Source organism: uncultured Hyphomicrobium sp. (assembly GCF_902826555.1).
In the GTDB taxonomy this organism is placed as follows: Bacteria; Pseudomonadota; Alphaproteobacteria; order Rhizobiales; family Hyphomicrobiaceae; genus Hyphomicrobium_C.
Map to the genome: position 1 here is coordinate 21,611 of NZ_CADEFI010000023.1, position 25,359 is coordinate 46,969.

The following is a 25,359-nucleotide window of genomic DNA, read 5'->3' on the forward strand; positions in this document are numbered from 1 at the left end:
AAACGGAAGGCATGAACCAGGCGGTCTCAGCGACGGACTTGAGCGACGCAACCCCTTCGGGGCCGCGCATCGCGCTGTTCGTCGAGGACGGTTCCGGCGATTGGCATGCGCGGCGCCTGAAAAAGGCGATGGAAGCACGCGGCGCGCGCGTCGTGACGACGACGCTTTCCGCCTGCGCTTTCGACACGACCTCGGCATCGGGCGTCGACATTCCGGGCTTTGACGGGCTGCTGCCGGACGGAGCTTTCGTGCGCTCGGTCTCGACGGGTACGCTCGAGCAGATCACGTTCCGGCTCGGCATCCTGCATGCGCTAAGAGAAAGCGGGATCCGCGTCTGGAACGACGCGCGTGCCATCGAGCGCTGTGTCGATAAATCGACGGCGACGTTCATCTTCCAGAAGGCCGGACTACCGACTCCGCCAACACGGGTTGTGGAGACGCGCGCGCGTGCGCATGCTCATCTCACCGCCGATCCGCGTCCGTTCGTTCTCAAGCCCTTGTTCGGAAGCCAGGGCAACGGCGTGCGCCGCGCGCACGCGCCCGATGAGCTGCCTCCGCCCGAGGACGTCGGCGACGTCTACTACATGCAGCACTATCTGCGCGCGCCCGATGCCACGTTGTTCGAGGACTGGCGCGTCTTCGTCTCGCAGGGACGCGTGCTCTCCGCCATGGTCCGGCGCGGCAAGACCTGGATCACGAACGTGCATCAGGGGGCGGAGCCGCTCGCGCACGATCCGTGCGAGGACATGAGCCGGCTCGCGCTCGCCGCTGCCTCCGCAATCGGAGCCGACTATGCGGGCGTCGATCTCATCCGCGATCAAGATGGGCAACTGATGGTGCTCGAAATCAATTCGAACCCCGCGTGGAAAGGGCTCCAGAGCGTGACGGCGACCGACATCGCCGACACATTGGCTGGCGATTTTCTTGGAGCCGTCACAAAGGTCATCGCGTGATGGGCTTCCCGCTCGATCGCGACACCATCGAAGCCGCTTTCGTCGCGGCGTGCCACGCGGAACTCATCGCGTTGAAGCCCGGCAACGTGCATGTTCACGCCGCCGGACACGGCATGGAGATCTCGCATTTCGAGAAAGCGGCCGCCGCGGCCGCGCCGTTTCTTGCCGATCCTCTGCGCGGGGTCGGCGCGCGCATCCTGGGTGCGGTCGGCGCCAGCGTTGCGGCCTCCGGCCTTAATACCAACCTCGGCATCGTGCTGCTGTGCACGCCGCTTGCCGTTGCGGCGGGCGCTCGCGAAGGGGGGAGCGACCTGCGCGAACGTCTCGCACAGGTCCTGGACCGGCTCGACCGGGTTGACGCGGATCAGGCGTTCCAGGCCATCGTCATCGCAAATCCGGCCGGGCTCGGACGGGTCGAGAGCGGCGACGTGGCCGGACCGACGACCATGACGCTCAAAGAAGCGATGGCATTGGCCGCGGGGCGTGACCGGGTTGCACGTGCTTACATCACGCGCTTCGACGACATCTTCACTCTGGGGCTGCCTACGCTTCAGGCAGCTCGCCGCGCTGCCGCAAATGAAAGCCTGGCCATTACTGCGCTGCACATGAATCTTCTTGCTTCGTTCCCGGATAGTCATATTGCGCGCAAGCACGGCAGCGAAGCGGCCGAGACCGTGCGTGCCGAGGCCGAGCAATTTGCGGCTTTCTGGAGGCCGGTCCCCACCCCTCAGACCTCCCCGCGCCTCCTCGAATGGGACGCCAGCCTCAAGGCCCGCGGGCTAAACCCCGGCACCACCGCCGACTTCGTCGTTGCTACTATTTTTGCCGATAAGCTCATTCATCGGAGTGCGACCACACTGCCCTCCTAGCCCCTTGTCGAACCCGTAATCCTAGGGCTATTAAGGGGCGGCGCTTAGCGCCCTATCCGGCCAACCGGTGCGGTGACGCCAGTCATCGTTCGCTGCAACTGGGATAGCTTTCTAACTGCAGCCGGCCCTCACACCTCGGGCGGACGCTCCTAGCGAACGTCGTCGATCGGACGCTCGGGGCGCGTTGGTTTTTGTTTAATCAAGGAAGGGAACCCCCTAATGGCCAAGATCAATCGCGTACTGGTCGGCGAGTCGCTCGTCGGTGACGGCAACGAAGTCGCTCACATCGACCTTGTCATCGGACCGCGCGGCAGCGCAGCTGAGACCGCGTTCGTCAACGCGCTCGCAAACAACAAGGACGGCTTCACGACGCTGCTCGCAGTGATCGCGCCGAACCTGCCCTGCAAGCCGAACACGATCATGTTCAACAAGGTCACCATCAAGGACGCCCGCCAGGCTGTCCAGATGTTCGGCCCCGCCCAGTACGGCGTCGCCAAGGCCGTCCAGGACTCGGTCGCCGAGGGCGTGATCCCGGCCAACGAGGCTGACGACGTTTTCGTTCTCGTCGGCGTGTTCATCCACTGGGAAGCTGCCGACGACGCGAAGATCCAGGATTACAACTATCGCGCCGTTAAGGAGGCCATCGCTCGCGCCGTCGCCGGCAAGCCGACGGCCGCCGAGGCCACCGCTCAGCGCAACTCGGTCGCGCATCCGTTCGGTGCGAAGACTTGAAGCGGAAACCGTCCACAGCAGGAAAATGATGCACCCCCAGTAAAGGCGGGTCTGCTGCAGCGATTGGGAAGACTACTCTCCGGCCGTTGGAACGGCTGAAGACTTCGGGTGGAACCTTCACCATCCACTCGCAAGTGGACTGAAACTTCAGGGCCTGGTTGCGCAAGCGATCGGGCCCTTTTTCTTTGCCTGGCGGGGCTGCCGCTAATCCGCAAGCTCCTCGAGATCGCGGGCACCGATCTTGCCGTTGTGAAGCGCCGTGGCGACGAGCGCGCCCGCGGCGCCGATGTCACGCAGCGCGCGAACGTCGTGCGCGTCGCGTACGCCGCCTGCCGCAAAGATCTTGCGGCCACCGGCACGGGCGACGATCGATGCAAGGCGCGCGAGGTCCGGCCCCTCGCCGCTGCCGACGCGGGCGAGCGTCATGACGATGACGCGGTCTGGCCAAAGGGATGCGTCGGCCAGGAGTCCGGGCGGACCTATAAATTCGTCGCCGCGGAAGTCGAGCGACAGGGGAGCCGTGAGACCGGCCGTCTCGCGCGTACCGCTGTATCCCGCCAACGTCGCGAGCGACTCCGAGCCGACGACGGGCACCTGCTTCGCGAGCCGAGGGACCGTTTGCCCTCCATCATCGATCCAGATTTCCGAACCGGGCCAAGCGTCCGCGAGGCGCCTCTGCGTCGCTGCATCCGCGCCGCGCCCCTCGATGCCGTCCAGATCCGCAACATAGAGCGTCTCGAACGGGAAGAGCGTCCTTAACCCTTTCGCCACCGCAACGGGATCCGAACCCTCGGCGAGAGGCGTTTGGAGCGGCAGATAGCGGGCGCGATCGCCGCGGCGCGCGGCCACGGCTACGCCACCCCGCACATCGACAACCGGAATGACCTGCATCATCTCACGGGGCCCATGGTCCCAACGTTCCCGGGGCTTCCTTCTCCCGGCCAGTGATGTAACACAAGGGCGCGGCGCCCAGGGAAGGAACACATATGACGATTACGGCCGGCCTCGACGTAGGAGGAGCACACCTCAAGGTGGCGCTGGTCGAGGACGGGCGCGCGACGGAAGTGCGCCAGATCGCTTGCCCGCTGTGGCAGGGGCTCGACAAGGTCGAGGCGGCGTTCGCGGAGGCGGCACCGCTGCTCGCGCAAGCCTCGCGTTTCGCCGTCACCATGACGGGGGAGCTTTCGGATCTGTTTCCCGATCGCGAGACCGGCGTCAGGACTCTGGTGACGCTGGTGTCGTCCAAGCTCGGAGACGGCGTACGATTCTGGATGGGGCAGAAGGGGGACTTCGGAAGCGCGGACGCGGCTGTCCGCAACCACGGCGACGTCGGCTCGATGAACTTTCTCGCCACGGCGACGTTGATCGGTCGGAAACTGTCCGATGCGGTGTTGATCGACTTCGGCTCGACGACCGCCGACATCATTCCGATATCGGGCGGGCGACCGGTGCCGCGCGGCCTCTCCGACGCCGAGCGGCAGACCACGGGCGAGCTTGTCTACACCGGCACGACACGGACAGCGGTAATGGGCGTCGCGACGCGTGCGCCCTTCGACGGACAATGGGTGAATCTGGCACGTGAATATCTGGCAACGATGGCGGACGTGCGTCGCATCCTCGGCGAGGATCTCGCCGAAATCGATCAGCATGCGACCGCCGATGGAAAAGGAAAATCACGAGCCGAGAGCATTACAAGGCTCGCGCGCATGCTCGGGCGCGATGCGTCGGACGGCGATGAGGCGCAATGGCAGCGTGTCGCCGCATGGCTCAGGGAAGAGCAGCTGCGCTCGATCACAGACGGCGCATTTCAAGTGCTCTCCGCGCGCGCGCTTCCAGACACGGCCCCGTTCGTCGCGGCCGGCATCGGCGCACCCGATGCCGCGGTGGTCGCCACTCGGCTCGGACGGCAGGTTGTGCTCTTCGGCGAACTTGCCGGCGCGAGCGAGAATGCGCGCCGGAGCTCCACCCATTGCGCACCGGCCGTTGCGGTGGCGCTTTTGCTCGACGCCGCATAAACGTATTGCGACGCAAAACAAATCCTTTACGCAGACCTTAAAAGTTTTCCTCAGATACGCGACGCGGTCTGAACGGTGCTCTCATGCGTGTTTGCTAGACTCACCCCAAAATGAGCAAAAAAGCTCGTTATGGGGGAGGCCCATGAAGACCACGCTCACGATCCTTGCGGCGGTCGTCATGCCGGGCGGGTTCATCGTCCTGGCAGTGGCGCTCGGCACGTTCCTGATTGCCCGTCACCGGGCCCGCACGAAGACCGTGACGGTCGCGGTTGCCGCGCCGTAACCGATACGCCTACGTCTTGCGAGCCGCACCGGCATCGCCGCGGCGGAAGGCGTGCACACGATCCATTAACCAGCCCCACGCTTCCAGCTCGCGCGGGCCCGCGGTCTTCGAAATCGCAATCTCCAGATACTTGAGCTCGGCGTCGATCTTTTCCGGCGGGAGCATGGCAAGCCGCGTCGTCAGCACGGCCAGCTCCAACACCGCCGCCTCAGCGCGGTTGTAGCCGCTCCAGACGGCGTGACTTGCGGCATGGACCACCTTGCAGTGAAAGCGCGGGCGTTGCGGATCGTCGGTCACGTTCCCGACCGCAAGCTCCCAATGGGAGACGGCATCGGCGAGGCGCACGCCTGGCACCTCGTCGGCGGGCACGGTGGGCCAGTCACGGCGGCCCGTAACGCAACCGGCGAAAACACGCACATCGCCCGTGTGGCTCGCAACTGCGAACGGGTTGGCGTTCAGGTTGTCGAGCGTACGCGAGGGCATGAATGGCGCGATGATCCAGCCATCGCCGTCCTCGATCAGGCCGAGGGGCGCGATGTGCGCCTTTCCCGCGGCGTCGGTCGTCGTCACGATGGTCTCGACGATGCGTGGCATGGGCGGCCCTCCGCTACCTGACCTTAGTGACGCGCGTCGCATGCGCGGCGGGCGCCGTCAACCGCGTGACGGTGCTGCGTCTCGTGGATGTGCGGTATCCGCGACGTGCAACGACATCAAGCAATTGAGACAGTGTCGCGTCGTCGCCGCGGCCGAGCACGCGCCAGGCCAAACCGGCCCGCTCGACGATGACGGGGAAGACGGGATCGACGATGCCCTGACGGGCGAGCGTCGAGGCCGGCGCCGTGCGGCGTACCCGGCGCGACTTGACCAACACCAGCTCGGCGTCGCCTAACCGTTCGGCGAGGCGCGCGGCGAGACCGTCCGACGTGATCGACCAGTCCCGCGGGATGCGGCGGTCTCCGGCGCAGAGGCTCGCAGGGAGCCAGACCGGAATGCGGTTGCGGCGCCACGCGCGCGCGAAGCCTTCCAAAGTCTCGGCCCCGAGCAGCCGCGGCTCGAGCGCGATCATAGCGTCCGCCATCTGGTGCATGGCGAGGAGCGCCATGTCGTGCGCGGTCTCATCCGAGAAGCCCAGCGCCGCCTGCGTCTCGCGCACCGCGTCGGCAAATGCACCGCCGCCGGGAACGACCACGACGGGGCGGCGCGCGCGAGCGACGAGGGCCAGCAGCACACGGAGGCGCCCGCTCTCTGCGAGGCTGCCGCCGAGCTTGAGGACGACAGGTGTCACAGCTGGACCGGCCGCGTGCGATAGATCTCGACGCCGCGCACGGGGCCGCGCTCGAGCTTCTCGATGCGAATGCGCATGGCATCGATGCGCGGGTTGGCGAGTCCGCGCTCGGCAATGGCCTCGGCGAGGGTCTCGATCAGGTTGATATGGTCACCGCTCGTCAGGTCGTTCACGGCATCGATGATGTCCGTGTAGGACGGCACGGTCTCCATGTCGTCTTGCGCCGCGCGGACATTGGGCGCGAGATATGCATCGATGGAGAGGCGAACCTTCTGCGTAACGCCCTTCTCCTCGGCATAGACGCCGATGTTGCAGTCGATCACCCAATCCTTGATGAAAATGCAGTCGCGGCCGAGTGCTTCCGGTGCCTTGGTGGTGGCGTAGGCTTGGATCGGGTGCGTGGACTTCGGCGCGGTCATAGCGTGGGTTCCAGGGTCCTACCGTCGGTGCGAGCCGGCACCGGAATGGCGTTGCGTACGGCCGCGAGCGCTGCCGGATCGAGGCTGCCCCGGCGATCCGAGGCGCGGCACAGCGCACCGCGGAAACCGAGCACGTCCGGCTCAAGCGCAAGCAATTCCGGCACCTGCGCGAGACGCAGCGATCCCGCCAGTCCAGCAAACAATCCCGCCGCGTGCGCATCCCCGATGAAGGCGCGCAACGCACTTTCGCTCACGTGATCGCGCAGCGTGCGCCCGTCTTTCCCGGCGGTGTCTAGCATGACGCCCGCGAACCCGGCCTCACCGAGGGCGGGGACGAGTGCGCCGTCGCGCGGTGCGTCGGCGATCAGAACGGCGACGAGCGGCGTTTCCCGCGCGAGGTGCCGTCCGAGATGGGCGATGGTGGCCAGCGCGTCTCCACCCGGGAAGAGGCCGATCTTGACGATGTCGCAGCCGGTGGCCGCCATGGCCGCCGCTGCTTCGAGCACGCGCTCGGGATCGGCCGGCAAGTCGCCGATGGTGGCGCTGATCGGAAGGTGGGCGGGAGTGGCCGCGCGAATACCCGCAACGACATCGTGGCACAACGCGCCGAGAGCGCCCTTTGCCGGGTCCTTGCAATCGATGATATCGACCCCGCCGACGGCAGCGAGATGCGCTTCGGCCTCATTCGTCACGCTGGCAAGAAGGCGGACGAGCCGATGCTTCGTCGTCGTCATTCGCGGGAGCTCACGTCTCGTGGAAGATGCGCCGCTGCTCGGCCTGGACCTTCTCTCTGTCGGTCCGCTCGGCGGGGGAGAGGCGCACGGTCTCGTCCTGGCCGATAGTCGCATTTGCACCCGACATGCGCAAGATGCGGGTGCCCAGCATTACGGCCTCCGCACGATCATGGGTAATGAAGATCACGGTCGTCGGGCGCCGATTCCAAAGGCCGATCAAAAGCTCGCGCAAGCCCTGAGCGGTCGGGTCGTCGAGCGAGACAAAGGGCTCGTCCATCAGCAGCACGTCGGGCTCCGTTATGAAGCCGCGGGCGAGCGCAGCGCGGCGCTGCATGCCGAGCGACAGGCGCTCGGGGTACTGGGAGGAGAAGCCTTCCAGGCCGACCTGGCGCAGCAGGTCCTCGATTTGCGCGTGGCGAGGGTCGCCGTCGGGGAGAACGAGAGCGATGTTCTCGTACACCGTGCGCCAGGGCAGCAGGCGCGGCGACTGGAAGATGTAACCCACTTTCGTGTCCGGGCCACCGAGAACGACGTCGCCCTCGTAGTCGGGATCGAGACCGGCGATGATGTTGAGGAGCGTCGATTTCCCGCAGCCGGACGGCCCCGTGATGACGACGAACGAGCGCGGCTCGATGCCGATCGAGATGTTCTTGAGAACCGTCTGCTCCGGACGCGTGCCGGACGCCGGAAAGATCTTGTGATCGACACGGATCTTCAAGCTGCTGTTAGCGAGGTCGCTCGCCTGTTCGCTTACCTGCGCCATTTGTTCACCCGGGCGGCAATAGGTTGCAGGATGGCGAACTCAATAATCTGCACGACGATGATGAATGCGAGCGCATACGCCAAGATCATCGACACGTCGAACATCTGGAAATACGTGCCGAGCTGGAATCCGACACCGTTGGAACGCCCGAGAAGCTCGACGACGAGGACGATCTTCCAGACGAGAGAGAGCCCCGTGCGGGCCGAGGCGAGGAAATACGGCGCGAGCTGAGGCAATATCACGTGACGCAAGGTCTTCCACGGACCGAAGCGGTACATGTGCGCCATCTCGGCGAGATCCCGCGAGAGAGCGCGGGCGCCCTCGCGCACAGTCACCGCGACGTTCGGAAGCTTGTTGACGGCGACGGCGATGATGGCCGCGACCTCGGTGCGTCCGAACCAGACGTAACAAAGAATGATGATGACGAGCGCCGGGAGATTCAGGAACAGAATGAGCCAACTGTCGAATGCCTGGTCGATGCGCCCATTACGCCCCATGACGATGCCAATTGCCGAGCCGATCAGCATGGCAAACACGAAGGCGATGGAAACGCGGAAGAGCGTCATGCCGATGTGATACGGGAGCTCTCCGCTCGCCGCCTCGCCCATCATGACCGCGAAGACGACCGTCGGCGTCGGAAGGTGGCGGTGCTGGAGCAGCAGCGCGATCAGCTCCCAGAACAGCAGGAAGCCGAACAGCGAGCCGACGCCCCAGGCGACCCGTGTCTGCCAGGGTTGATCGGTGCTCGCGCGGGACAGTGGATTAGGTCGTTGCATCGTGGAACAGCTTGGCGTCGAATTCGGTACCATTTCCCATCAGCTCGGCGTCACCGGCTTCGACGAGGACGGCCATGAGCTTCCTGGCGGATTCGAGCTCGGCCGGCCCCCAGGGCTTCGGGATGCCGGCGCGGTAAGCTGCAATGATGGCGTGGAACTCAGCGTCGGAGGAGGGCCTGACGATCCGGCGCAAGCGCTCCCAAGCGGCATCGTCGGTGGCCAACACCTTGTTCGCCTCCGCGACGACGCTCAGCAAAGCCGCAATCTCCTTGCCGTGTGCCGCCTCGTATTCTTCTTTCCAGATAAAGCCCACGAGCGACGGCACCGGGTCGATGCCGAGCTTTTTCATGATGTCGCCGACGGTGAGGATTTCACGGAAGCCGCTACCGGTCAGGCGCGCCGAGTGCGTCCAGAAGTTCAGGCTTGCATCGATGCGGCCGGAGCGAAGCTCCTCAGCCAGCAGGGGCGCCGCGCCGAAGGATGGATGGGCGAAACTTGCCATGTCGCGGCCGAGCGTCTTCTTTGCGTAGGCGCGCAGCAGGAGCCAGCTCTTGTCGATGGCCGACCCCGCAACGCCAAGCGACTTTCCTTCCAAGCCCTCGATGCCCATGATGTCGCTCTTTTCGGGCACGACCAATGAGCCCAGCGCCGACGAATACGGCGCGAACTTGAGCTTTTCGCCCAAAGACCGCTGGCGCATGGCCCAGGTCCAGTCCGAGACGATGACGTCGGCTCCATCCGCGAGCAGCGCAACGGGGCCAGCCTGGTTCGAGGCGACGTCCACCACATCGATCTCGATACCGGCCTTCTTATCCAGCTCGAGGGCGCGAACCGTCTCGATGACCCAAGAAACAGAGCCGTATTTCACGGAACCGACGCGCACCGACGTGCCGGCGGCGCGGACGGGAATCGGGATGGCGGCCGCTGCCAGGGCCAGCGCCCCATTTGCCAAGAGCCGGCGGCGATCGATCATTTGGGCTTGTCCTCCGCTAGGAGGCGGTTCTTCACCAGCCAGCGGACGCCGTGCGCCCAGGCTTCGTCGGTGTTGCCCTGGATGAGCACGCTCGACGTGCTGACAAGCTTGCTTTGCGCGACGTCGACGATGGCCACCGTCAGGCTCAAGTGCGTCTCCGAGATCTTGTCGATCAGGCTCGTCATGACGAGATCTGCCTTGGCCTTGCCGGCGATGTCGATCTCGCAGCCGTTGCACTGGAAAATAGGCTGCGCCGCCGTGATGTCGGCGGCGATCGGCGCAATGTCGATGACATCGTAGCGACCATTGGCGGACAGCAACTTCTGCAGCTGGTCGCGCGCCATGTCGAGACGGCGCTGCTCATCGGGACTTGGTCCGCGTTTGGCCGTGAAAAAATCCTCCTCGGACGACGGGAACGACATGTCGACCGGGAAAATTGCCAGCTTGGGCGCCGCCCCGGCAGCAACCGGGAACGTCAACGCCGCAACGATCATCAGAGCAAGCCAAGCCGCCACTCGACCAATTCGCATAGACCTCGCCATCCTCCTCTGCGCCCGCGCAGGGCTTACACTATAACGTGCGTTTGGTGGACCTGGATTTGCAAGTGCAATGTCCGAAAGCGCGTGCTCACGGCCTGTAACAAAAGCGAGAGGGCAAGACGAGGTGAACTTGACAATTGGCAATTCGATGCGATGTTCCGAGGGAACATGTTACAATATACCCCGACATTTCGGCTTGACCGGATTGTCAGGCGGGAGGACACGCGATGAACGTTTCAACTGGGCCGGCATATCGGCCCGCCCGGTCTGTTTTGTGCCGTCCCCATGCCCCTTACCCTAGGGGATTTTCCTTCATTGCCGCGGCTTTTCTCCTGCTTGCTGCGCCGCTTCCCGTGCGGGCACAGGAGGGGGCACCTGAGGCCCCGGCAGCTCCTTCTGCGGCACCGGCGGCGCCTGCCGCACCCCCTGCCGCCGAGGCAGCGGCAAGCGATCCGGCAGCGCTGAAGATCCGTATTCTGATGGCTCGCGAATTGCGCGAGGATCGCCTTCCGCCGCTGTCGCTGCTCGATATCCCGCCGCCGGACGACGGCGTTGCCGGCGCCAAGCTCGCCATCTCCGACAACAATACGACGGGACGCTTCCTGAAGCAGGAGTTTACCCTCGACATCGTGCAGGCGGCAACGCCGGCTGAACTCGTGGCCGAAGTCGTAAAGCGCGTGGACGAAGGCATCGCGTACGTGGTTGCCGATGCTTCCGCCGGCACGTTGCTTCAGCTCTCCGACGCTCTCAAGGACAAGGACGCGGTCGTCTTCAATGCTTCCGCACCCGACGAAGCGCTCCGCGAGGAGCAGTGCCGGGTTAACATCAAGCACACTGCGCCATCGCGCTCCATGCTGACCGACGCGCTCGGGCAATACCTGGCGTGGAAGCAGTGGCGCAAATGGGTGCTCGTGGTCGGCCCTGCGCCCGAGGACAAGCTCTATGCGGATGCCGTGCGGCGCACGGCGAAGCGTTTCGGACACAAAATCGTCGAGGAGCGGTCGTTCGCCTACGATCCCGGCAGCCGGCGCTCCGATGGCGGCTTCGAGCAAATCCAGCAGCAGATCCCGAGCTTCATGCAGGGCCTGCCCGAGCACGACGTGGTCGTGGTCGCGGACGAAGGCGAGCTGTTCGGCGAGTATTTCCCTTATCGCACCTGGATTTCGCGACCGGTGGTGGGAACGGCCGGGCTGTTCGCAACGCCCTGGCATCCGGCCATCGAACTCTGGGGCGGTACGCAGTTCCAAAACCGCTTCAAGCGTCTCGCGGGACGGACGATGCGGTCGCTCGACTACAACGTCTGGGAGGCTGTGCGCTCGGTCGGCGAGGCGGCGACGCGCAAGAACTCGGCGGATCCCAAGGTCCTCATTCCCTACATGCGCTCGCCGGAATTCGAGCTTGCGGCATTCAAGGGGCAGAAGGTCACTTACCGGGCCTGGAACGGGCAACTGCGGCAGCCCGTCGTGCTCGCGACGGCCAAGATCCTCGTGACCGTTTCACCTCAGCCGGGCTTCCTGCACCAAACGACCGAGCTCGATACGCTGGGAGTCGATCAGCCAGAAACAAAGTGCACCGCCTTCAAGAAGTAATGTGCGCGAACGACCAAGGAGCTTCGACGTGACAATCAAACGGCAAGGCCTCGTTTCTGCATTGGCCGCTTCTCTTCTTGCGCTCACGGCCTCGAACGCGATGGCCTTCAAGGTGTTCGTCTCGAACGAGAAGGAGAACACGATCTCGGTGATCGACAGCGAGACGCTTGCGGTCGTGCACACCATCAAGACCGGCAACCGGCCGCGCGGCATCATTCTCGCCAACGAAGGCAAGTGGGTGATCGTGTGTGCGAGCGACGACCACAAGATGCAGGTGTTCGACACCAGCACCTTCGAGTTCGTCAAGGACCTGCCCTCGGGGCCCGATCCCGAGCTGCCGATCCTGCATACGTCGGGCAATCCGCTCTACGTCTCCAACGAGGACGACAACCTCGTCACCGTCGTCGACATCTTCAAGGGCACGATCATCACGGACGTTCCGGTCGGCGTGGAGCCCGAGGGCATGGGTATGAGCCCGGACGGAAAGATCCTGGTCAATACGTCCGAGACGACGAACATGGCGCATTTCATCGATGCGCAAACGTTCAAGAGCATCGACAACATCCTGGTCGACAACAGGCCGCGCGTGGCGGAGTTCACTGCGGACGGCTCGCAGGTTTGGGTCAGCGCGGAGATCGGCGGAACGGTGACCGTGATCGAGACCGCAACGCGCAAGGTTCTCGGCAAGGTTACGTTCGAGATTCAGGGCATCACCAAGGATGCGATCCAGCCGGTCGGCGTTCGCATCACGAAGGACGGCAAGAAGGCGTTCGTTGCGCTTGGGCCGGCCAACCGCGTGGCGGTGGTCGATGTTGCGACGCGGAAAGTGGAGAAGTACCTGCTGGTCGGCCAGCGGGTCTGGAACCTCGGCTTCACGCCTGACGAAAAGCTCCTATTTACCACCAACGGCACCTCAAACGACGTCTCCGTGATCGAGGTTGCGGCCGAGAAAGTGACCAAATCGATCAAGGTCGGCCGGTATCCGTGGGGCGTGGTGGTCGCGCCTTGACCGGAGCCGAGATGCATCTCAAATGCGGAACTCTTTCGTGGTGACAGAGCAAAGCTACCTGTCCAAGGTATCGTCGACTGATACATGTGGATGGGTGATAGTTACCGCCCAGAAAGATCGGATCGGCGTCCGGTCGCCCCTCACCGGAAAGCTCGGACAGACGTGAACGATACCGCCAAACATAACCAGGGCTCGGCCTCGTCCGAGCCGGATGCGCTCGTCGTCAATGGCGTAAGCCACAGCTTCGGCGAGAAGCGCGTGCTCGACAACGTTTCGCTTACAGTGCCGCGCGGGTCGTTCGCCGTTCTCCTCGGCCTCAACGGCGCGGGCAAGTCGACCCTCTTCTCACTCATCACGCGCCTCTACGACAACGTCTCGGGCGAGATCCGCATTCTGGGCCATGACGTGAGGCGCTCGCCCGGCGCCGCGTTGCAGCGGCTCGGCGTCGTATTCCAATCGAAGACGCTGGATCAGGATCTTTCGCTGCACCAGAACCTGCTCTACCACGCCGCTCTGCATGGTTTCGGGCACCTAGAAGCGCGGCGGAGGGCGGCGGAGGCGCTTGCCATCGTCGGACTGTCGGATCGGGCGCACGAAAAGATCCGCAACCTTTCGGGCGGCCAGAGCCGGCGCGTTGAAATCGCCCGCTCGCTCATGCACCGGCCGGGATGCCTGCTGCTCGACGAAGCCACCGTCGGGCTCGACATCGGCTCGCGGGAAAGCGTAATCGGGATCGTGCGCGGCCTCGTGCAGCGCCAGGGACTCGGCGTGTTGTGGGCGACGCATCTCATCGACGAAATCGCGGATACCGATCTCATCGTGGTGCTGCACAAAGGAAAGGTCATGTTCTCAGGGCGGCTCGACGGCTTCCTGGCGGAGACGGGAGCCAAATCGGCCCGCGATGCGTTTCGCATCGTGACGGGAACGACCTCGACGGAGGAGGCGGCATGAACGTCGACATCGTGCGACCCGCCACGACCATCGAGGCGCAATACGGGGCCGACGCGCCCCGCCGGCTCGGGCCGTTGGGCTACCTCGCCTGCTTCCGCGGTATCGTCTGGCGCGAGGTGCTGCGCTTCCTGCATCAGCGCGAGCGGTTCTTCTCGGCGCTGGTGCGGCCGCTGGTATGGCTGTTCATCTTCGCCGCCGGCTTCCGGCAGGTGCTCGGCGTCTCGATCATCCCACCCTATGAGACTTATGTTCTCTACGAGGTGTATGTCGTGCCCGGCCTGCTCGGCATGATCTTGCTCTTCAACGCCATGCAGTCATCGCTGTCGATGGTGTACGACCGCGAGACCGGCGCCATGCGCACGCTGCTCGTCAGCCCGTTCCCGCGCTCGTTCCTGCTGCTGTCAAAGCTCGTCGGCGGCGTGGCGGTGGCTGCGATCCAGGCCTACGTGTTCCTCGGCATCTTCTATTTCTGGGAGGCCGACATTCCCTACACGGCGCATCTTGCGCTACTCGGCGTGCCGGCACTTCTGTTCGTACTGCTCATCTTCAATGCGGCGACAGAGGTGTTCTCCGAGACCGTGATCGGGCGCATCATCATCGCCGCCACCGTGATCGAGGTCGCTATCCTGGCGGCTGCCGTCGCCTACTGGCAGCTTCCGCCTCCCTCCATGAACTATTTCGCGGTGTTGCCGGCGCTCCTGCTTGCTGGCCTCATGCTTGGATCCCTGTCGCTCTTCATCTCGTCGGTCATCAAGCAGCTCGAGAATTTTGCCGGCGTCATGAACTTCGTCATCTTCCCGATGTTCTTCGCCTCGTCCGCACTCTATCCGCTGTGGCGGATCCGCGAGAGCAGCCCGTTGCTGTACGAGATCTGTCTCGTCAATCCGTTCACCTATGCGGTCGAGCTGATCCGCTTCGCGCTCTACGGGCAAATCGGTGCGCGCCTCGAGGACGGCTCGCTCGACCTTACAAACCTTTATGTTGTCACGGCTTATACGGTGCTCTTCCTAGGAGCGGCCGTCTATGCTTATAACCCCTCCAAGGGATTGATCGCCCGGCGCGGCGGCCCCGGCGGTGGGGGGTGAGGAGCTTCAAAAGCCTTCGGCGAGGCTGGACAAACGAGAGAAACGACAAATGACCAGGATCGCTCAGACGTTCACCATTCCTCTTGCTCTCCTCGGAGCGCTGGCCATCTCCGGCCCGGCACTCGCGGGGGCGGCAGCTCCCGGCGCGACGCAGACGGAAATCCAGGGCGAGCAGGAGGCTGCGCCTCCTCCCATCGACATGACCAAGGACTGGCCTTGCGTGCAGCACAAGGTGGATACCGTCTCCGTCGGCGCGATCTGGGATGGGCCGTCGATCGAGGGTGTGAAGGGGTGGTTCCGTGAGCCCGGCATGTCCGATCTGATCGAGCTCCTGGTCACTCGGCGCATCCCGGTAGAGGATGCCGAGCAGGCGATCCAGAAATTCGCCGAGGGGCTGCCCGCCGATAAAAAGGACGAGAAGCTGACCCTGCTGTTCGCCGGCGTCTTCGACAAGATGAACGGCCAGCGTCGCAGCGTGATGAGCGGCATCGAGAAATACCAGAAGTCACAGAAAGAGCGTGCGACCGAGCTCGAGAAGCAGAGCACGGCGATCGGAGCCCTTGAAAGCAAGCGGCCGCCGGGCATTTCGGACGACACGCCCGAGCTTGCGGATGCGCGGGAGAAGTTCAACTGGGCGCAGCGAATTTTCCAGGAGCGCCAATCGACCATTCCGCTGGCTTGCGAGCTTCCGGTGCTGATCGAGGAACGGCTCTACGCGCTCACGCGCACCATCCGCGGCCTCATGACAAGCTGAGGCGGGGCATCGTCTTTTACGGGACGGGCGTGGCTTTCACGAGATCGAAGCCGGCTTGCTGCCAAGCGTCGGTACCTTCGGAAAACCAGATCACGTTCTTGTAGCCCCAGCTCAAGGCCCTTTTGCCGGCGTTCCAGGACATCCAGCAGTCCTTGAGGCAAAAGAACACCACGGGCTTGGCGAGATCGCCACCCGTGAGGTTCTTGAGGCGCGATGTGAAATAGGTCTCGAACTCCGCGGAGAGCACGCCGTAGCCGACATTGGGAAGCCAATGGGCGCCGTCGATGGTCATGTGGGTCAGATCACGCCAGACGGTACCTGCGGGCAGGTTGGGCGGTTTCGGCGCACGCGGAAACACATCGATGAAAATAGCGGATCCGGCCTTGAGCAGCGTCTCGGCCTCGTCGGCATCGATCACACGGGCGCCGGTCAGAGTCTTGGGAACGGGCTTGCGGTAGTCATCCGTGCGGTAGCCTTCAGGCTCGGAGACGTCAAACTCCTCGGCAGCGATGGCGCCGAGCGCGAGACAAAGCGAGAGCGCGGCGACGGGGACTGCCCCGCGCACCGCGCTCCATGCAAGTCGGATCAATGTCCCCCGGCGCACGCCGCACGTTCCGTTGTTTGTTAGTGGGTCTCACGTCGCACGGGGGCCTGCCGTATCAGCGAAATCCGCTTGCAGCGGTGGTCCCCGAAGCGTCTTTCTCAGTTCGTGCTCTTGGCGAAGCGCGGCTCGGTGATGAGCTTGTTGTCCTCGTCGACCAACGGCACGCCGTACTCCAGCAACACCTTGTCGATGTCGCCCTGACGCTTGGCGATGACGTTGTTGATCTCATGCTTCCAAGCCGTCTCGCCGGCGCGCACGCCCATGGTGATGCGATACTCGAGGTTGGGCAGGCCGGGCTGCTTGGCCTCCAGCATGGGGCTCACGTGAAGCTCCTCGCCGCCGCGCTTGGAGTACCAGCCGGCGTAGGGACCCCAGAGGACCCCGACGTCGATCTCGCCCGAGCGCACATCGTTGACCATGTCCTGCATGGGGTTTTGATAGCGCGTGTCGACGATGAAGAGATACGACTTGGCGGTGGGCATCAGGCCGGCCTTGGCCACGTAATCCGCAGCGGGCGCGCCCGCCTGGATGCCGACCTTCTTGTCCTTGAGCTTAGGATCCAGGATCGAGGTGACGCCCTCGAGGCCCGAGCCCTTCTTCGTCACGAGCGCGTACGTCGTGCGGTAATAGTGATTGGTGTTGAGCGTAAACTCATCGGCCTGGACGGTGCCCATGATGAGGTCGCAGCGCTTCTCCGACAGCGTCTTGCGTACGAAGCCCGTGCCTTGCGGGAACCACGTATACTCGACCCTGGGGCGCTTCAGCTCGTCGGCAACGATGTGCGCGATCTTGTTCTCCAACCCCTCATCTTGCTCGTTGGAGTAGGGAAGGTTGGCAGGAGTTGCACAGACGCGGAGAACGTTGCGGTTCACAGCGTCTGCGAGATGGCCTTCGGCAGCGCCGGCACCGCCGGAGGCGGCAACCAGGCTACCGACAATGATGGCAGCGAATGCGGCGTGCTTTCTCATGCTTCCTCTCTTGTTGCTTGAGGCAGCCGCCGAAAACTGCCAACTCGATCAGCCTCCGATGCAGCTCTTCTCTGCCTCGATCGCCTCTTTGGGCTTCTCCGCGCGCTGGTCAGCGCTCAAGCGACCGCCCTGCAGGGCGTCGGTGGAGCGTGCGCGCAGGTAGACATAAAGATCGTCGATGTAACACATGACGTTCGGGTTATCGCCGAGGGCGGGCATGATGTACTTGGTGCCAGCCACGTCGCGCTCCTGACCGCTCGAAACGACCTGGAGGAACTTCTCGTAGGTCATGTTCTTGAGGGAGTCCTTCAGCGCGGGGGCGAAGGTGGAGCCTTCGGCGTTGGGGCCGTGGCAGACGTGGCACTCAGCGTGATAGCGGCGCCAGCCGGAATAGGTGTTCCAGTCAACCTGGATGACGTGATCGGTGTTCGCCGGATCGCGCTTGACGTCGTAGGTCGGCGTGCCGTCAGGGAGGACCCACTTGCCGTCCACGAATTTCTTACCCTCCTGGAAGGGCTTCTCGAAGACCGGATCCGGAACCGGGGCCTTGTCGTCCTGCGCGAATGCAGTGCCCACCGAAAGAGCCGCCAGGCTCAAGCCTGCGGCAACGACTAAACTAAAACCAAATCTCTTCACGCGCGTCCCCTGTTTCCTAATGGGTCTTCCTACCGTCTGTTCCTGGTTTTCACAACTCCCGAACCAGGAACATCGATCTCACAATCCGGTGTATTTTTCCCGGGTCTTTCTTCAAAACTTGGTGACGCCGCCTCGCCGCTCAAGTGGTTTTGAAGATTACATTCAAGCAATAAACCGGCGCGGGTTTCCCCGCGCCGGTCCAATGTTTCCTACCGTGCCATATTAGGGCAGCGTGTAGACCGTGAAGGTGCCACCGAGATCGGTGTACGACTTCAGGCCTGCGTAGTTGCCCACTGCGCCGAGGCCGTCCGTCGGCTTGTCGAGACCAGCCGCGAGGCCGATGCCAGCCCAGCCACCGACGCCCGAGAAGAGGCCGATGTACTGCTTGCCGCCGACTGCGTAGGTCATGACGTTGCCGATGGAGCCCGAAGGCAGACGATGCTTGAAGAGCTCAGCGCCGTCCTTCTGGTCGCGGCACTTGAAGTAGCCCTCAAGCGTGCCGTGGCAAGCGATGCCGCCAGCGGTGGTGAGAACGCCCGACCACACAGAGAAGGGCTCGTCGTGCTGGTGAACGATCTTGCCAGCAGCGCCATCCCAAATCGTGAAGTGGCCCGTGTTCGTCTTACCCTCAGGCGGGAACATCGAGAGCGTCGCACCAACGTACGGCTGGCCAGGCGTGTACGAAACCTTGAAGGGCTCGTAGTCCATGCAGACGTTGTTGATCGGCACGTAGAAGAGGTTCGTCAGCGGCGAGTAGGCAGCCGGCTGCTGATCCTTGAAGCCGAGAGCGGCGGGGCAAACGTTCTTGGAGTTCACGTCTGCGCCGTTGAGGAACGTCGACTTCGAAGCGACGACGGTCGGACGACCGTAGTTGGGCTTCGACTTGTCGAGCTCAACGCCCGTCGACCAGTTCAGATCCTCGTCGTAAGGCTGAGCGACGAGCGGCTCGCCGGTGAGGCGATCGATCGTGTAGCCGAAGCCGTTACGGTCGAAGTGGGTGAGAACCTTGCGGTCTGCGCCACCGATCTTCTGCGTGGTGAGGATCGACTCGTTGACGCCGTCATAATCCCACTCATCGAACGGGGTCATCTGGTAAGCCCAGGCGGCCACGCCGGTGTCGGGGTTACGAGCGAACAGCGTCATCGACCACTTCTGGTCGATCTGCTTGCCGTCCGGTCCAGCGCGCTGCGCCGGGTTCCAGGTCGACGGGTTGCCCGTGCCGTAATAAACGAGGTTGGCTTCCGGATCGTAAGAGGCATAGCCCCAGGTCGAACCGCCACCAATCTTCCACTGGTCGCCGGTCCAGGTCTTGAGCGAAGAATCCTTGCCGACCGGCTTGCCGAGCGACAGGGTCTTCTCCGGGTCGACGAGGATGTCGGCATCCGGGCCCATGGAGTAGGCGCGCCAGGCGCGCTTGCCATCGGCGAGGTTGTAGGCCGTGACGTGGCAGCGGACGCCGAACTCGGCGCCAGACGTGCCCATCAGCACTTTGTCGTTGACGATCAGAACGAAGCCCGTGTGGGTCTCGCCCTTCTTGGGATCGCCGTTGACGGCCTTCCACTTCTCTTTGCCGGTCTTGGCGTCGAGGGCGACGAGCGTGGTGTCGGCCTGACCAAGGACCAGAGTGTCGCCGGCGATCTGAACGCCACGGTTAACCGTGTCGCAGCACATAACCGGGATGACCGACGGATCCTGCTTCGGAGAGTACTTCCACAGAATCTTCGGGCCCGACGGGTCCGAAATGTCGAGAGCGAACACGTTGTTCGGGAACGCGGAGTTGAGGTACATCCGGTCGCCGACAACGATCGGCGAGCCTTCGTGACCACGAAGAACGCCCGTCGAGAACTGCCAAGCAACCTTGAGGTCCTTGACGTTCGACGTGTTGATTTGGTCAAGCTGAGAATACCGCCAGCCAGAATACTGGCCCTGCTGCATTGCCCAGTTATTCGGGTCCGACGTCGCCTTCTTGACGTCATCATTCGCCCAAGTCGGCGAAGTCAGAGCGACAGTGGCGAGCAGCCCGCATGCGAGTGCACTTCTGCGCATCGCGCTTCCTCCTTAAAGTTCTTGCCACGCTTGCAAGCGGCAGCGAACGACAGCGTGTCACAGCCCAGAACTACGGTTTGTTGGGATTTTTTCCCTTGTTATTCCGCTGACTTACGAATGGTGGCTCTTGCACTGACGAGCCCCCTGAAGCCATCGCTACCGTGGCACCCTTTTAGACACTTTCTCGTGAGGTCCGCAAGACAATCCGTGAGACCATTTTTCTTGCAACACCGATAGGACAAGCACTCTGACCCTTTTTTTGGGCCGTTTTATCGAACTTTTTTGCGCTGCATGATCAAATGGTGCGGTGCACGCCTAATTTTTCCCGTAACAAGATGGCTGTTGGCCGTCTTGTTATTTCATTCGCGATATGCATAATTTTTGGCCCTCGTTTTTCGTTTTCGCACCATTTTTCCCGGCCAATCGCTTGAATTCCGGGCGATTTTCCCTACTTCAGTCGGGACAAATCCGCGCGCGGCACATCCGCACGCGACGCGTTGCGCCACACCGACCCACGGCGTAAATCCTTCGTGTCACTCCAAGAGGTTGAGCCGTGCCCGCCAGAGATCCGTTCCGTCTCGATCGCCGGTCATTACTGCGTGCCGCCACTGCCTTTGCAGCGCTGGCGGCTGCGCTGCCCGTGCCCAGCCGCAGGGCACGTGCCGAGGCCAGCCGCAGCGCCGCGCCGTTCGCGGTGGAAATCGCTCCCGGCGTCCACGTTCACGCAGGACAGATTGCCGAGTACGCGCCCGACAACGAAGGCGACGTTTCGAATGCGGGATTCATCGTCGGGAAAGAGGCCGTGGCGGTGATCGACACCGGCGGCAGTGCGCACGTGGGGGCGCGTCTCCGCGCGGCGGTCCGCTCGGTCACACCGCTCCCCATCCGCTATGTGATCAATACCCACATGCATCCTGACCATGTGTTCGGCAACGCCGCCTTCGAGCAGGACAAGCCACACTTCGTTGCACACCATAAGCTCGCTCGCGGCTTGAGCGCGCGCGCCGACCGCTACCTCTCGGTCAACAAGGAGGCGATCGGCGAGGCGGCATTCGCTGGCACGCGGGTGGTGCTTCCGACGCTTGCCGTCACCGATCCCTTGACGCTCGATCTCGGCGGGCGCCAGCTCCAGCTCACGGCGCAAAAGACAGCGCACACCGACAATGATCTCGTCATTCGAGACGACGAGACGGGAACGCTTTTCCTCGGCGATCTGCTGTTCTCGCAGCATGCCCCTTCACTCGACGGTTCAATCCTGGGTTGGATTTCGGTGCTCGATGCGCTGACCAAAATGCCTGCCCAGCGGGTGGTTCCGGGCCACGGCCCGGCGTCCATGGCCTGGCCCGACGCGGCGAAGCCGCTCCGGCACTATCTCGAGGTTCTCACGACCGAGATCCGCGCCCTCATCAAGGACAACCGCACACTCTCCGACGCGACTGCCACCGTGGGCCTTTCGGAAAAAGATGCGTGGAAGCTGTTCGCAGACTATCATGCGCGCAATGTGTCGGCTGCGTTCGCCGAGCTCGAGTGGGAATGAGTTCGCATGGGCGGGCGAGAACGGCCCGTAAAGACCGACGAAGCGACAAGAAGCCAAGCGCCAAAGCGCCGAACTGGAGGACATCATGGTCCCGACCGTCCGCATCACAGTCCCCTCCGCTCTCCTTCGCGGAGCGGCGGGCTTAGCCCTCGCGATGCTCGTCGCCGCAGGTGGCGCGCGAGCCGCCGACGAGGACGTGTGGCCGGCCCTCGAGAAGGACCTCTTCGGCGGGCGCACGGTCGTGGAGGACACGAATGCGGTCGTGCTCGAGGCGCCCTATCGGGCCGAGGATGCCGCGCTCGTTCCACTCACGATCCGCATTCCTGCCGCCAGCGCCAAGACGATGAAGAAGCTCATGCTCGTCATCGACAAGAACCCGGCGCCGCTGGTCGCCGATTTCACGTTCGGCCCGGCGGCCGGTGACGGCGAGCGCGTGATCGAGACGCGCGTGCGCGTCGACATGTACTCCAACATTCGCGCCATCGTGGAGACCGGCGACGGAAAGCTCGTCATGGCGACGAAGTTCGTGAAGGCGGCGGGAGGATGCTCCGCGCCAGCGCTCAAGGATACGGACGCGGTGCTCGCAGAAGCCGGCAAGATGCAGATCAAGCACCTTGCCGCGACGGCCGACGGGCAGCGGGTAGGTCAGATCAAGATCCGTCACCCGCAGTACTCGGGCCTGCAGCTCAACCAGGCGACCGGCTACTACATACCCGCCAAGTTCCTGCGCGTCATCGACGTTGCGCGCGGCGGCGAGCGCGTGTTTCGCATGGAAGGCGGCATCTCGCTCTCGGAAGATCCGAACATCCGCTTTACCTATGCGGGCGGAGGCGACGAGGCGATCGAGGTGACGGCCGAGGACACCGACGGAAAGGTGTTCAAGGGGCAGGCCGGGCCGAAGGGCTCGTAAACGCCAGAGCAGCGCGACCACAAAAAAGGCGCTTCGATCGAAGCGCCTTTTTCTTTATCTCGGGCCGTCGAGTCTCAGAAGCAGCGGATCTCGCCTTCGACCTGGGCCCGCTTCAGGTTCTTGACCTTCTCGAGCATGGCGGGTGCGTACATATAGGCGACGCTCTCGCCACCCCGCTGGCGCACCGACATGATGGTCTCGGCTTCCTCGTACTGGTCGTAGGGCAACACGGATGCGATGACATCGATCGAGCAAGCGCACTTGTCGAGGACGTCGCGCGTCGTGCCGTTGACCAGCATGCATCCGTAGATGTAGTCGCCGCGCGTGGCGGTCGGATAGTCGTTCACCAGCTTCGCCGCCGTTTTGTGCTCGGCGCATTCCTCGCCGATGGCGGCAGCGCCTGCGGCTATCAGTGCCAATCCTGCCGTTGCCAGAACCTTAGTCAGCTTGCTCATCGTCATTTGGCTTCTCCCACACCCACGACCTTGATGTGCTCCTTAAGCTCGGGACCTGCCGCCTGCGTGCTCACGAAGTCGGACTGGAGATCAACGAAGAAGCCCGGCACTTGGTTGCTGACCACGATCGTAAATGCCGATTTGTGGAAGCCCTGCATTTTGCTTGCACTGGGATCCTCGGCAAACGGCGCGATAGCGACCTTGAACGCGTCGATCTGCTTGCCGTTGTAGTCGACCTTGACCGGCTCGGCGTCTGCACCGGCGAGGGCCTCGCGGATCTTGTGCTTCAGGTACATGTGGCTGCCGCCAGCCAGCGAGTTGAAGGTCGAGACTGCGCGGTCGAGGTACCAGATGAACAATGGATTGATGGTCAGATCCGGCCAGTTCTGCGGATCGCGTGCGTTAGCGCCGGTGAAAATCTTGAAGATGACCTCGCGGGCGCCCTTGTCGTCGACCTTGGCCACGCTGAGGCGGATGTCGTCGGCGTAGTCCTTGCCGACGAGTTGCTCGTTGGAGCCCGTCTTCTCGAAGCGGTAGGTGACCTCGGAGCCCTTATCGATCAGGTCGAGCTGGCGGGTCTCAAACAGGATGGCGGCGGCCTTCGGCTCTCCGGCAGCGAGGGCCGCCGTGACCGGAAGCAAGGCCAGGCACAGAATTGCCGACGCACGTGCAAATCGGGACATGTAACGTTTTCCTCCTTTTGGGCGCCATTCCGGCAGCCTTCTTGGGAAGTCTTCTAGCGCCAGGGGGGGCCTAGCGGCAATCTCCCGATCATGAAATCTCTGCAAGGCTTCGTTACCGTGCGTGAAAATGCCGTGTCCGAGCCCAATTTGCGGGCCCGAGGCTCCGCCAACCGAAGAGGCCGCGACCGGGCGGCTTTCATCTCAGGAAGAGGCCGAACGCCCGGGGACCGTCGCCGACGGCAATGCGCGCCGTGACCTCGAGAGTTGCCGTATCAATCCGCTCGAGCGTATTGGCCTCCCAGCAGGCCACGTAGACGGCCTTGCCCGTGGGGTCGGCCTCGATCCCTTCGGGGTAGTCGCCAACCTCGATGGTTTTCACAACGGCCAGTGTGGCGAGGTCGAACACCGTGACGGTGCCTCCGTACTGGTCGGTGACAAAGGCCCGACCGCCGGCGAGGGCCACGGCATAGGGGCGGTGGCCGACCTTGACGGTGCCCACGACCTTGCCTGCCGAGAGATCGATGACGCTCACGTCGTCGCTGCCGACGTTGGCCGTGTAGGCGCGGCGCCCCTCGGCATCGACGGTGACCCCGAAGGGCCGTTCGCCCACCATGACGGTGCCGGTGCGCTGGAGCGTCGCCGCATCGATGAGAGAGACCTGGTTGCTGTCGCGGTCGGCCGTGAGGATGCGTGCGCCGTCCTTCGTCACGGCGACGCCCGACGGCGATTTGCCGACCTCGACGCTGCCTGCGATTTTTGCCGTGGCCGGATCGACCACGTAGAGCTTGTGCTCATACCAATCGGCGACATAGACGCGGTCGCTCTTGGGATGCACCGCTATTCCAAGCGGCCCCTGCCCCACGGTCATGCGCGAGGCGATCGCGCGCTTGTCCGCATCGACGATCACCAGCTCCTTGCTTTCGGGAGAGGTGACGTAGGCGAACCGGCCGTCGGCTGAGACAGCAATACCCGCGGGCTTGCCGCCGATCTTGATCTCGGGCGCGGCGGTGCCGGCCGCGAGATCAACGATCGAGAGCGAATCGCCCGTCTGGTTGGTGACAAAGGCTTCGCGTGCCGCGTCGGGATCCGCATCTGCAGATCCCGCACCCAGCCCGCAGCAGAAAGCCAGCACCAGCGCTATGCCCGCGAAGCGAGGGCCTGCCGGCATCAGCCGCCTTCCAGCTTCTTCTTCAGGGCTTCGAGGCCGGATTTGTAAACGCCGGTGACCGCCTTGACGGCCGCTTCGTCGCTGAGCTCCGGCGGCGGGTCGTTGTTGACATAACCGCGGTAGAACGCGCCCTTCCATTCCACCTTGGATTTATCGCCCTCGGGGGTGACGGTGAACGAGGCGGAATAGTTCGTGACCGGCACGACCTTCACATCGACCTCGGTGATCTCATAGCTGAGGGTCTTGCCCTCGGCGTTGTACTTGGTCAGCTTCTCGAAGATCTGACCGCCGCCCTCGACCGTAAGCGTACGCGTGGCGCCGACGTCATTGCCGCCCTTGCCCTCTGTCTTCTTGAAGGCCGGATGCCAGCCCATGTCCTGGAAGTTTCCGACCACGGCCCACACCTTGTCGGCGGGCGCGTTGATGTCTACGGTCTCGACGACCTTCTGGCGCGAGGGACCGTGCGCGGATGCCGCAAGCGGCATCAGGCATACAAGGGCCAGGAACGAAGCAAACAATCTAACCATCGGGAGTCCTCCAGGGATTCGTAATCTGCTAGCCCTATCGCAAGCCGGCGCCGGACAATAATTAAGACTGGGTAAGGGCGCAATCGATGTGCTGAT

Annotated in this window: 29 protein-coding genes; 12 read left to right on the forward strand and 17 right to left on the reverse strand. The window is 63.6% G+C overall.

Annotated features, from left to right (window positions below; genetic code table 11):
* The first annotated feature begins 11 nt into the window (after nt 1-11).
* The 3 genes from QZV93_RS11075 (at nt 12) to fae (ending at nt 2,554) form a co-directional block, all read left to right on the forward strand.
* Nucleotides 12-953 carry a RimK family alpha-L-glutamate ligase gene (locus QZV93_RS11075; protein ID WP_295558441.1) on the forward strand — a complete coding sequence of 314 codons (942 nt, stop codon included), beginning with the start codon at nt 12-14 and terminating at the stop codon, nt 951-953.
* Complete coding sequence (locus QZV93_RS11080) at nt 953-1,822, forward strand: triphosphoribosyl-dephospho-CoA synthase (protein WP_295558498.1); 870 nt, start codon at nt 953-955, stop codon at nt 1,820-1,822. Before QZV93_RS11075 ends, QZV93_RS11080 begins: the two co-directional genes overlap by 1 nt.
* A 219-nt stretch (nt 1,823-2,041) precedes the next feature.
* Nucleotides 2,042-2,554, forward strand: coding sequence for a formaldehyde-activating enzyme (gene fae / locus QZV93_RS11085; RefSeq protein WP_295558443.1), 513 nt, complete (start codon nt 2,042-2,044; stop codon nt 2,552-2,554).
* Nucleotides 2,555-2,758: 204 nt separating this feature from the next.
* Here fae and QZV93_RS11090 read toward each other — a convergent pair whose 3' ends face one another.
* Entirely contained in the window at nt 2,759-3,448 is a 690-nt protein-coding gene (locus QZV93_RS11090; RefSeq protein ID WP_363156964.1) for a HisA/HisF-related TIM barrel protein, read from the reverse strand.
* A gap of 92 nt (nt 3,449-3,540) precedes the next feature.
* On the opposite strand from QZV93_RS11090, the gene QZV93_RS11095 reads away from it, so the two are divergent.
* Together QZV93_RS11095 and QZV93_RS11100 are read left to right on the forward strand one after the other, a co-directional pair.
* Nucleotides 3,541-4,569 carry a hydantoinase/oxoprolinase family protein gene (locus QZV93_RS11095; RefSeq protein WP_295558445.1) on the forward strand — a complete coding sequence of 343 codons (1,029 nt, stop codon included), beginning with the start codon at nt 3,541-3,543 and terminating at the stop codon, nt 4,567-4,569.
* A 142-nt stretch (nt 4,570-4,711) separates the two neighbouring features.
* On the forward strand, nt 4,712-4,852 hold the full coding sequence (locus QZV93_RS11100; RefSeq protein ID WP_295558447.1) for a hypothetical protein: 141 nt from the start codon (nt 4,712-4,714) through the stop codon (nt 4,850-4,852).
* 9 nt (nt 4,853-4,861) lie between these two features.
* Here QZV93_RS11100 and QZV93_RS11105 read toward each other — a convergent pair whose 3' ends face one another.
* The 8 genes from QZV93_RS11105 to QZV93_RS11140 are packed head-to-tail and all read right to left on the reverse strand — an operon-like array spanning nt 4,862 to nt 10,332.
* Nucleotides 4,862-5,446: a DUF447 domain-containing protein gene (locus QZV93_RS11105; protein WP_295558449.1), complete on the reverse strand. Its 585-nt coding sequence runs from the start codon at nt 5,444-5,446 to the stop codon at nt 4,862-4,864.
* A 13-nt stretch (nt 5,447-5,459) separates the two neighbouring features.
* Nucleotides 5,460-6,137, reverse strand: coding sequence for a uridylate kinase (locus QZV93_RS11110; RefSeq protein WP_295558450.1), 678 nt, complete (start codon nt 6,135-6,137; stop codon nt 5,460-5,462).
* Nucleotides 6,134-6,556: a dihydroneopterin aldolase gene (locus tag QZV93_RS11115; RefSeq protein WP_295558451.1), complete on the reverse strand. Its 423-nt coding sequence runs from the start codon at nt 6,554-6,556 to the stop codon at nt 6,134-6,136. Before QZV93_RS11115 ends, QZV93_RS11110 begins: the two co-directional genes overlap by 4 nt.
* Entirely contained in the window at nt 6,553-7,290 is a 738-nt protein-coding gene (locus tag QZV93_RS11120) for a (5-formylfuran-3-yl)methyl phosphate synthase (RefSeq protein ID WP_295558453.1), read from the reverse strand. Before QZV93_RS11120 ends, QZV93_RS11115 begins: the two co-directional genes overlap by 4 nt.
* 10 nt (nt 7,291-7,300) lie before the next feature.
* Entirely contained in the window at nt 7,301-8,053 is a 753-nt protein-coding gene (locus QZV93_RS11125) for an ATP-binding cassette domain-containing protein (RefSeq protein ID WP_295558454.1), read from the reverse strand.
* Nucleotides 8,041-8,829 carry an ABC transporter permease gene (locus QZV93_RS11130; protein WP_295558455.1) on the reverse strand — a complete coding sequence of 263 codons (789 nt, stop codon included), beginning with the start codon at nt 8,827-8,829 and terminating at the stop codon, nt 8,041-8,043. Before QZV93_RS11130 ends, QZV93_RS11125 begins: the two co-directional genes overlap by 13 nt.
* Nucleotides 8,816-9,802, reverse strand: coding sequence for a transporter substrate-binding domain-containing protein (locus QZV93_RS11135; RefSeq protein WP_295558457.1), 987 nt, complete (start codon nt 9,800-9,802; stop codon nt 8,816-8,818). The genes QZV93_RS11130 and QZV93_RS11135 overlap by 14 nt, the downstream gene beginning before the upstream one ends.
* Nucleotides 9,799-10,332, reverse strand: coding sequence for a DUF3280 domain-containing protein (locus tag QZV93_RS11140; RefSeq protein ID WP_295558459.1), 534 nt, complete (start codon nt 10,330-10,332; stop codon nt 9,799-9,801). Before QZV93_RS11140 ends, QZV93_RS11135 begins: the two co-directional genes overlap by 4 nt.
* 488 nt (nt 10,333-10,820) lie before the next feature.
* Between QZV93_RS11140 and QZV93_RS11145 the strand changes: the two genes are divergently transcribed.
* The 5 genes from QZV93_RS11145 (at nt 10,821) to QZV93_RS11165 (ending at nt 15,729) form a co-directional block, all read left to right on the forward strand.
* Entirely contained in the window at nt 10,821-11,930 is a 1,110-nt protein-coding gene (locus QZV93_RS11145) for an ABC transporter substrate-binding protein (protein WP_295558461.1), read from the forward strand.
* 28 nt (nt 11,931-11,958) lie between these two features.
* Nucleotides 11,959-12,939 (forward strand): PQQ-dependent catabolism-associated beta-propeller protein, encoded by a 981-nt coding sequence (locus QZV93_RS11150; RefSeq protein WP_295558462.1) that lies wholly within the window; start codon nt 11,959-11,961, stop codon nt 12,937-12,939.
* Between the two features lie 162 nt (nt 12,940-13,101).
* On the forward strand, nt 13,102-13,890 hold the full coding sequence (locus QZV93_RS11155; protein ID WP_295558464.1) for an ABC transporter ATP-binding protein: 789 nt from the start codon (nt 13,102-13,104) through the stop codon (nt 13,888-13,890).
* Nucleotides 13,887-14,975, forward strand: coding sequence for an ABC transporter permease (locus tag QZV93_RS11160; protein WP_295558465.1), 1,089 nt, complete (start codon nt 13,887-13,889; stop codon nt 14,973-14,975). Before QZV93_RS11155 ends, QZV93_RS11160 begins: the two co-directional genes overlap by 4 nt.
* 49 nt (nt 14,976-15,024) lie before the next feature.
* The gene (locus QZV93_RS11165; RefSeq protein WP_295558467.1) at nt 15,025-15,729 is read left to right on the forward strand and encodes a hypothetical protein; all 705 of its coding nucleotides are present in this window, start codon (nt 15,025-15,027) and stop codon (nt 15,727-15,729) included.
* A gap of 16 nt (nt 15,730-15,745) precedes the next feature.
* On the opposite strand, the gene QZV93_RS11170 is transcribed toward QZV93_RS11165, so the two are convergent.
* From QZV93_RS11170 to QZV93_RS11185, 4 genes are all read right to left on the reverse strand, one after another.
* Nucleotides 15,746-16,318 carry a PQQ-dependent catabolism-associated CXXCW motif protein gene (locus tag QZV93_RS11170; RefSeq protein WP_295558469.1) on the reverse strand — a complete coding sequence of 191 codons (573 nt, stop codon included), beginning with the start codon at nt 16,316-16,318 and terminating at the stop codon, nt 15,746-15,748.
* 113 nt (nt 16,319-16,431) lie between these two features.
* The gene (locus QZV93_RS11175; protein WP_295558471.1) at nt 16,432-17,301 is read right to left on the reverse strand and encodes a substrate-binding domain-containing protein; all 870 of its coding nucleotides are present in this window, start codon (nt 17,299-17,301) and stop codon (nt 16,432-16,434) included.
* Nucleotides 17,302-17,349: 48 nt separating this feature from the next.
* Nucleotides 17,350-17,877: a c-type cytochrome, methanol metabolism-related gene (locus QZV93_RS11180; RefSeq protein WP_295558473.1), complete on the reverse strand. Its 528-nt coding sequence runs from the start codon at nt 17,875-17,877 to the stop codon at nt 17,350-17,352.
* Between the two features lie 282 nt (nt 17,878-18,159).
* Entirely contained in the window at nt 18,160-19,983 is a 1,824-nt protein-coding gene (locus QZV93_RS11185) for a PQQ-dependent dehydrogenase, methanol/ethanol family (protein ID WP_295558475.1), read from the reverse strand.
* Nucleotides 19,984-20,536: 553 nt separating this feature from the next.
* Here QZV93_RS11185 and QZV93_RS11190 point away from each other — a divergent pair.
* Nucleotides 20,537-21,520: a quinoprotein relay system zinc metallohydrolase 2 gene (locus QZV93_RS11190; protein ID WP_295558476.1), complete on the forward strand. Its 984-nt coding sequence runs from the start codon at nt 20,537-20,539 to the stop codon at nt 21,518-21,520.
* A gap of 85 nt (nt 21,521-21,605) precedes the next feature.
* Nucleotides 21,606-22,430, forward strand: a complete 825-nt coding sequence (locus QZV93_RS11195; RefSeq protein WP_295558478.1) for a quinoprotein dehydrogenase-associated SoxYZ-like carrier — start codon at nt 21,606-21,608, stop codon at nt 22,428-22,430.
* A 74-nt stretch (nt 22,431-22,504) separates the two neighbouring features.
* Here QZV93_RS11195 and QZV93_RS11200 read toward each other — a convergent pair whose 3' ends face one another.
* The 4 genes from QZV93_RS11200 to QZV93_RS11215 all read right to left on the reverse strand — a co-directional run bounded on the left by QZV93_RS11200 (nt 22,505) and on the right by QZV93_RS11215 (nt 25,263).
* Nucleotides 22,505-22,891 carry a hypothetical protein gene (locus QZV93_RS11200; protein ID WP_295558480.1) on the reverse strand — a complete coding sequence of 129 codons (387 nt, stop codon included), beginning with the start codon at nt 22,889-22,891 and terminating at the stop codon, nt 22,505-22,507.
* Nucleotides 22,888-23,568, reverse strand: a complete 681-nt coding sequence (locus QZV93_RS11205; protein WP_295558482.1) for a hypothetical protein — start codon at nt 23,566-23,568, stop codon at nt 22,888-22,890. Before QZV93_RS11205 ends, QZV93_RS11200 begins: the two co-directional genes overlap by 4 nt.
* 196 nt (nt 23,569-23,764) lie before the next feature.
* On the reverse strand, nt 23,765-24,736 hold the full coding sequence (locus QZV93_RS11210; RefSeq protein WP_295558483.1) for a YncE family protein: 972 nt from the start codon (nt 24,734-24,736) through the stop codon (nt 23,765-23,767).
* Nucleotides 24,736-25,263, reverse strand: coding sequence for an SRPBCC family protein (locus QZV93_RS11215; RefSeq protein ID WP_295558485.1), 528 nt, complete (start codon nt 25,261-25,263; stop codon nt 24,736-24,738). Before QZV93_RS11215 ends, QZV93_RS11210 begins: the two co-directional genes overlap by 1 nt.
* Between the last annotated feature and the right edge of the window lie 96 nt (nt 25,264-25,359).